The sequence below is a fragment of the Arthrobacter sp. UYCu512 genome, assembly GCF_040547075.1.
Classification (GTDB): domain Bacteria; phylum Actinomycetota; class Actinomycetes; order Actinomycetales; family Micrococcaceae; genus Arthrobacter.
This window is the reverse complement of the sequence record NZ_JBEPPA010000038.1, coordinates 1-7,153: the sequence shown is the minus strand read 5'-3', so window position 1 is coordinate 7,153 and position 7,153 is coordinate 1. Positions and strand designations below refer to the sequence as shown.

The following is a 7,153-nucleotide window of genomic DNA, read 5'->3' as shown; positions in this document are numbered from 1 at the left end:
GCAAGAGATCAGGCCTCAAATGAATTGAATACCCCGCCATAACAACACCCATCCGCTAAGTGTTGCAATCACCGCGAGAACCCAAGGATCCCTCAGCGGGCGCCCTTTTGCCATACGTCTGCTCTCTGACGTGAGTCTTTACTGCGCGCGGATGCCTCCACCCGGGTCGTGATTCTGGGCGGCATTCCTCAGCCCTGTCGTCGTTATGTACGACGCCCAATAGCTTCTGAAAGCTCGGCCGGAGTTTTTGATGAGACCAGGACGGCGGTACCGCCGCTGGTGTTGATTCGCACGGAGGGACCCCCTACCAAGTAGCCAGTCGTCTTGTTCGGCAGTATGCGCAATCCCATACCCTCGCGAACTCTCGTAACCCGGTCGGGGGCAGCCCCGGTGATCTGGTCATAGTGGATGGTCGTCCTAAACACACCCGCGACCCGAATATGCACCCCATTCGTTCCGAGGCGCACGACCGCTTGCATCAAAAAAGCGGCGGCGAATAAGGCTACAAGCAAGATCGCGAGGACCAGGCTCATCACACTCGGGATCTCAGCGCTCAGCGGGATCACCACCGCAGACGTGGTAAGTACGCCGAGAATGAGCACACCTACCCGGTATGAACCTGGCATGAGCGTGAGGAATGTTAGATCCGAAACGTCGTGTCCTTCGTTCACCCCGCCATCGTTGCCGGAAGCGGTTCGGCCGTCAAATCAACTCACGGCAAGTCACGTCGCGGGGACCGTCCACCTCGTCGGCACGAGTAGGCGTCCGTGAGGCTTTTTAGCGATAAATGGCCGTTTTTCGCATCGCTATATATTCCACTGAGCCGTCCGCAGACGGATCCCTCACCGGCCACTGACCGGCAGCAGCGCTCCTTACCGTTCAGGGAATCACCACGTGCTCGTCTGCGTACTCAGACTGAGGTCCCGTGGCCGGGCAGTCTATCGATTCCATGGTCGCCATCTGTTGGTCGAAGCCGTATCTGACGCAGGCGTTGACAGTCCGCTGCTCCCCCCAAAACCCACCGCTCGTGGTCACGTGATCCCTCAAGTAAATGTCCGCGGTGGGCCGGCCTCCAGGCGGCGTTGCGACTGCGTAGACACCTGGCATGGCCTCTTCCAGTTTCTGGCGTACTCGCTCGGAAGAACCAGGAGCGGTGTCCTCCAGTATCCGTGTGTAGGTTGCTAGTGCCTTGGTGGCCTTTTCGCGAATACTGTTACGGCCGATCTCTTCAATAGGTGCGCGACCGCATGAAGGGAGGATAACGACCATTGTCGTCATCACCACGACGATAGTTACTGCACGGCGGTTCACGTGAGCGCCCGGGTCGGTAATTCAGCGTACAAGCCAGTTCCTTTTGGTTCAGATGGAATGATTGAGAGGAAGGACCTAGGGGCTGTAAAACAGTCTGCTTTGGTCCTCGCATGGCATGTTCCAGCGCTGCGGCGGCATGGCTACCGCCGGAGCTCAATGAATGTGTGTTCGTATCTATCCGGTTTCATGTAGTCACCTACGAACTCCAAGTCCAGCCCCTCATCGTTCCATACCGCCCGGTATGTCCCGGCGCGGAATGGGTCGTGCGCGTTATTGGTAGTCAGCGACGCTACTTTCACATAAGTGGGCCAGTTTCGGGGCTCGTAGATCGTGAATCCGCCCGCTATGAGGACTGTCCTGTTGACGATCAGCACGCTTCTTCCGTCAGTCGGTGCGTGCAGCGTGTACGCGGTCACCGGGGTGAGCAAAAACAACGTCAAGGCCAAGTATGAGAACACCAGACCGATGCAGATGCCGGCCACCCATCCGGAGGCCTTTACGAGGCGAGCTATCCAGGGATTTCGAATCCTGTGAATTGCACTTCGCACCACTAGATACACGCCAGCAACGGCGGGGACTATCGCCAGGAGGGCCAGGGCGGTTCCCAAAGTTATGGCGTTAATGTCCGGAGCGAGAAGAATATAGATGTCCGCGGAATCAAGCTGGAGGAGTGTCCAGGACATCAGCCCGAGACAGGCCGCTACCAGAAGCCACGCGATTCCCAGCCAGATGGAGCTTCGCGCACGGTTCCGTGCCGCGGTCAACGTGGCGTTTTCTTGGACTGTCATTCTCCGGCTTCACTCCTGGCATTCTTGAGCGTTGACTATCCGAGCCGCCGCTCGGCGTCCGATGAGGGTTTTCCGCGGCCACGGGTTCAGCGGGGGCCGATGAGGCAGCTGACTCATGTCTTAGGAACCTAGGACTGAATACCGAAGGTAGACCTTGAGCCCGGTGCGGTCATCAGAGATCCCGGTGCAGGTTTTACGCAACGTCCATAGGTTCATTGGCTCGCAACGTTCTGACACAACTCCCATCTCGGCAGCAAGTGACAGTGCAGTTTGCGGCTCTCTTATGTTGACAACCATTTCCCGCCAACAGCCTCCTGACCCACAGCGCTTGGAGATTTCCCCCGCTTCACTGGGCTGCGGAATAATCTGGAATGCAGAGCCGGGTGGAACTGCCCCTTCATCGATGGCGCTGCAGACCATCGATCCGATCCACGCGATCAAGACCAGCCCGAGCGCGAGCATTGAAAGACGTCCTACGCGCCGACGAGTCGTCATTTGAGGGCCCTCATGGACTGCGCCAGACACCGGGGCTGGCGGCGCTGTTTGCAGGATGTCCTACGAATGTTTACAGGCACACAATCAAATCGCAGAAGCAAAGATTGAGCGTTGCGCTTTCGAGCCATGTGTCCCCCAAATCGAAGACCTCAGACTACACGGCGGGCAGGTATGGATCGCCTAGAGATCGCCGGTCAGTGTCAGGTAGACAAGCCCTGAACGGGCGCTCTTTCCGCACACCAACGGACTTGCTGTCCGGACTCCATAGGGCCGAAAGTCGCCGGCGGCTGGACTAAGCTCCATGCAATGACATTGCGAAGCTGTGTGGTGCCACGTCTATTGGGGGTAGAAAAGCGTGAAGCATCAAAGTCTGAGGACGGCCGCAGCGGTGACGGCGGTCCTTTTCCTGGGGGCGGCACCGGCCGTGGGGGCTCCTGCGGAGATTCTCGACGTCGGCGGGACACCCCTCGGAGTAGTGGTTGGCAGTGACGGCACAGCGTACGTGGGCGATTACGGCGCCGGCGGGATTCGGGTGATACCGCCGGGAGCGTCCCAGCCTTCGCGCACGCTCAGTACGGGCATCAATGTCTCCGGGATCGCATTGGCCCCGGACGGCACGTTGTACGTGGCACAGCAGGACAGTGCCTCGGGTGAGGCAGTAGTGGGTGTCATACCGGCCGGGGCGGCGGGTGTCGTACGGAGCATTCCGGTGTCGGATGGGAACCATCTGATTGCCGCCGGACCCGACGGGACGGTCTTCGTTCCGAACCCTGCCGAGGGCACTGTGTCGGTCATTGCACCCAATGGATCGGCGGTGGACCGCATTGTTACGGTCGGGCCCGGCCCGGTGGAAGTGGCGGTCACGAAGGACGGCACCGCGTTCGTGACGAACCAGTACGGCGGGACGGTCTCGGTGATCCCGGCCGGGGCGGACACCGTCTCGCGGACCATCCAGGTCAGCTCCACGCCCGGGAGGACAGAGAACCCCCACGGGATCGCCGCCGGCCCGGACGGTAAGATCTATGTCACCAACATCAGTTCCAATCACGTCGCCGTCATCAAACCAGGCGCTGACGCCGTGGCCTACCGCATCTATGTCCCGGGCGGACCCACGGAGGCCGCCGTCGGGCCGGACGGGACCCTCTACGTGGCCAGCGCCCTACGTCCCGCCCTGTCCGTAATACCGCCGGGGACCAGAACAGCGGGTCCCTCGATCCCAACGGAGAGCAACCCCGGTCACCTTGCGGTAGCTCCGGACGGGACCATCATCGTGACGACCCCGGGCAGCGGCTTGGGAAACGGTTCCGTGGCCCGCTACGCCACCGCCGCTGCAGTTGCGGCTTCGGCCCCCGCCCCGGCCTCGGCACCGGTATCCGCCGCGACCCGACCCGGCGACGCGGTGACAACCCCGTGGAGCTCCCCGGCCGTAATCGCTGGAACGGCCGGAGCGGCAGCTCTCGTCATCGCCCTGCTCATCGTGGCCACGCAGCGCCGGCGAATGGCGTCCCTTCGCGACCGCGCCAGCGGGTCAGAGGAACACCCCGCCGATCACCACAGCGCAGGTTTCTGGAGCGGGCACGCCGATGCAGGCCAAAGCAAGTGATCTGGCCGAGCGGGCTTAACCGATTGTCCCGAGCTGATGTGGAAACCCGGACAGAAAACCGTAGCCACAGCTATCCGCGGGTCCACGCCACCCTGTCACCAACTTCGGATGGGCAGTTCGGTCGCAGGCAACGGTGTGCAGAGGTAGGAGGGGTCGCCAGCTATCTATATATGGCACGCTTCACTCCGCCGAAAGAAGTCAGTCCGAGCCACGATCGTCGCAAACAGGAAATGGCGAAAACACATGCCACTAGAGTTCATGGACATGCTGGCGCAGCCCAATCTTGGTTTCAGCCAGGCACTACTCTCAAATGCGAACCCGGAGTCAGTCGGGAATCATGACTGGCTGCGCGCTTCTCGACCTGCTAGCGGGCACCGTTTCTTGCATCGGTAGGGCTGGCGGACGGATCAAGTACGGCGCGAGGTAACCAGCGTCGACGGCGCGGTCATTTCATCGTGAAGTGAGACTGGCCTCTGGTCAGCGGCAGAGGATCGATACAGCTAGACTCTCAGCGCATGGGGACCGGGGGAAAAGTAAAGAGCTCGTTGAACATTCCGGTTCTGTGCCGCCTGGAGGCTGCGTGCCTGGCGCTTGCGGCCATGACCGCCGTGGCACAACTTGGCGCGCTGCTTTTGGTCATCGGCGGGACTGTACTGACTTTCTGGGCCGTCAGTGGCATGCTGCTGGTCGCCTCCGTGATACTTCGTCTGGTCTCCAATTGGGCAGCTCGCTGCATTGACGTGCCACCGTTTGCAGCGCATGTCCGGCTATTGCGCAGCATCGTGGCCTTTGCTGTGTGCCTCATCTGCCTGGGCGGCGCGTTCGGCGACCTGGGCGCCAGCTACCGCGTTCTAGATCCTCCTGCAGCCAACGGTTGCCGTGCCGTCGTGCGCGAGTTTTCTTTCCTCTTCGCCGGCAGGGGTGAAGTGTACGCGGTCAGGTTCGGCGGGATCGGATTGCGCGGGAGCTCGTGGACCACGGACGACGGGTATGAACCGGTTGCCGGCGGCTCGTACACCCTGGAGTGGGATGGGAACGATGGCGTCCTCAATCTCATCGGAGGCATTGACCCGGTATGGCCCGCCGTCCATGCCATCCCGTGCAGCTGAGCGGGAAATCAACGCACGGCCCAGCCCGGCGTGTTCGCTCATCGCGCGCCCGACCGCTCCGCCAAAATCCATCTCCATCGGTCAACCGGAGTACTTCATCAATGACGGCAGCGCCTGCACCTGATTTCCAACTGGCGAGCGTTCTTAGTCTCGCCTGAGAGATACCTGCGTCATCTGTAGGATACGTCCGGTAAAGGATCGACTACCGGACACTTTTCCGCCGGAGGTTTTTGGGTGCTGACTGACCGGCAACTGCTGTGTAGTTGCCGGCCGGCGGGCACCACTGTGTCGTCGTAAGCTGTTTTTGGTCCAATGAGTAGGACTGCTGAAGTCCGAGGGCAGGCGCGTGTGGGCGTCGCCGTGGGCGGCGCTGAGTTGGGCCTGTGTCAGATAGAGGGTTCTGGAAAGATCGGCTCCTTCGAGACGGGCATCTCGGAGGTCAGCGCCGAGGAGGTCAGCACCTGAGAGGTCGCAGTCTCGCAGGTCCGCAGCGATGAGATAGGCGCCTCGAAGGTCTGCCCCACACAGCGACCTGGACTTCATATTCTTGCCCATGAGGTCTGCCCCCGGGACAAGCGCAGCATCTAGATGATCATCACCAGTTGCAAGGTATGAGAACCTCACTTCTTCGCTGACGTCCATGAGTACCGACCGAACCCGGGCGTGCATGTCGCCGAGGTTCAGGGAGAGGACCTTCTGCGTTCCGGCTATCGCAATTTCAATTGTCATTCTGAGCTCGTTGACCTGGTGCGAGGTGTCCGGGTCGAAGGTCCTGCTGGTAGCTTCTGCCAGGTACCAGAGCATTTCGTGGAGTTGTCGGACGACTTTGAAGGACGGGAACATGTCTTTCGCTGTTGCTGGATCCGCTTTCCAGCTGATTCCTTGGAAGAGGTTCTGGGAGACGTTTTGGCCAGCTCCGAAGCAGTCGAAGACAGTGCATCCTCGGAAGCCTCGCGGGCGCAGGCTGTCGTGGATGATGCAGGAGAAGTCGGAGGCAAGGTTCTTGCAGGGAGTTCCTGCTGGTTTGTCGATGGCGAAGTCCGAGGTGCGGAAAAGCCTAGGGCGGTGCAGCAGAGCGCGAAGCAGTTGGCGCAATCAGGGCGCAGTGATTCCCGGTCCAGGGCAGGTCAGGAGGGCGCGGCGGAGTCGGTCGATATGAAGGGCATGTGATCTTCTCTGGATGAGTTCGGTGAGGGGCCGGGTGCCAGGGGAACTCGCGAGGGAGTCCCCTTCGAGGGCACACGGAATCACCGCTTCCGAGGGAAGCGAACGGGAACCGCTGCATCGACTCTGGGTCACAGAGAAAGTAAGAATGTCACTGCGGTCAAACGTAGCATCACGTCCTGCCCGCCCGTAAGCCGATCGGCGTACGGGAAGCCGGCAACGCGTGCCGCGATGAGGCAACAGCAATTGATGGAGGGCGCGGAGTCCTCAGAGCCGGTCAGGCAACCTTGATCTAAGTTCCTCTGCGTAGGACGCGATGACCTGACGCCGGTTTCGGGTGAATGTTTTAGCCTGCATGTCCAAGACCGCCCGGCTCCCGTGCTCGTCCAAGCCCAACAGCTGACCCACCCGACGGATCGCTTCGTCCATGTCCTGTGAATCCTCGATCTCCTGGAAGACCTCGTCTCGCCGATCCATCGCATGCACTAGAGCCTCGTGGAGCATCAACTGCTGCCTGATCTGCCGCTCGTCCTCATTCATGCGGCGATTCTCGCACGACGAAGGTAATGGCACGGAATACCGCTGGAGGATCCCTTTATGAGGTTGCAACATGCAAGGAATAGCGCTTGTCGGTGTCGGTCGAAAACGCCGAACCCCATTGCTGAGAGTCACAATCAAAGACA

General features: G+C 60.7%; 6 protein-coding genes. 2 read left to right on the top strand and 4 right to left on the bottom strand.

Annotation, left to right across the window (positions count from 1 at the left end; translation table 11 throughout):
• Positions 1 to 203 precede the first annotated feature (203 nt).
• Both ABIB49_RS19040 and ABIB49_RS19035 read right to left on the bottom strand, forming a co-directional pair.
• Complete coding sequence (locus ABIB49_RS19040; RefSeq protein WP_354157638.1) at positions 204 to 671, bottom strand: hypothetical protein; 468 nt, start codon at positions 669 to 671, stop codon at positions 204 to 206.
• A 780-nt stretch (positions 672 to 1,451) separates the two neighbouring features.
• Positions 1,452 to 2,099, bottom strand: coding sequence for a hypothetical protein (locus tag ABIB49_RS19035; RefSeq protein ID WP_283481331.1), 648 nt, complete (start codon positions 2,097 to 2,099; stop codon positions 1,452 to 1,454).
• 883 nt (positions 2,100 to 2,982) lie between these two features.
• On the opposite strand from ABIB49_RS19035, the gene ABIB49_RS19030 reads away from it, so the two are divergent.
• Positions 2,983 to 4,197 (top strand): virginiamycin B lyase family protein, encoded by a 1,215-nt coding sequence (locus ABIB49_RS19030; protein WP_354157637.1) that lies wholly within the window; start codon positions 2,983 to 2,985, stop codon positions 4,195 to 4,197.
• Positions 4,198 to 4,796: 599 nt separating this feature from the next.
• Complete coding sequence (locus ABIB49_RS19025; protein WP_283481333.1) at positions 4,797 to 5,306, top strand: hypothetical protein; 510 nt, start codon at positions 4,797 to 4,799, stop codon at positions 5,304 to 5,306.
• A gap of 144 nt (positions 5,307 to 5,450) precedes the next feature.
• Here ABIB49_RS19025 and ABIB49_RS19020 read toward each other — a convergent pair whose 3' ends face one another.
• Both ABIB49_RS19020 and ABIB49_RS19015 read right to left on the bottom strand, forming a co-directional pair.
• On the bottom strand, positions 5,451 to 6,149 hold the full coding sequence (locus ABIB49_RS19020) for a pentapeptide repeat-containing protein (protein WP_354157636.1): 699 nt from the start codon (positions 6,147 to 6,149) through the stop codon (positions 5,451 to 5,453).
• Positions 6,150 to 6,737: 588 nt separating this feature from the next.
• A complete protein-coding gene (locus ABIB49_RS19015) occupies positions 6,738 to 7,010 on the bottom strand; it encodes a DNA gyrase subunit A (RefSeq protein WP_282361081.1) in 273 nt (90 codons plus the stop codon).
• Between the last annotated feature and the right edge of the window lie 143 nt (positions 7,011 to 7,153).

What these genes read in the sequence shown, in the direction of transcription:
- ABIB49_RS19020 (WP_354157636.1), bottom strand. Translation starts at nt 6,149, where the DNA reads ATGTTCCCGTCCTTCAAAGTCGTCCGACAACTCCACGAAATGCTCTGG.
- ABIB49_RS19015 (WP_282361081.1), bottom strand. Translation starts at nt 7,010, where the DNA reads ATGAATGAGGACGAGCGGCAGATCAGGCAGCAGTTGATGCTCCACGAG.
- ABIB49_RS19035 (WP_283481331.1), bottom strand. Translation starts at nt 2,099, where the DNA reads ATGACAGTCCAAGAAAACGCCACGTTGACCGCGGCACGGAACCGTGCG.
- ABIB49_RS19025 (WP_283481333.1), top strand. Translation starts at nt 4,797, where the DNA reads ATGACCGCCGTGGCACAACTTGGCGCGCTGCTTTTGGTCATCGGCGGG.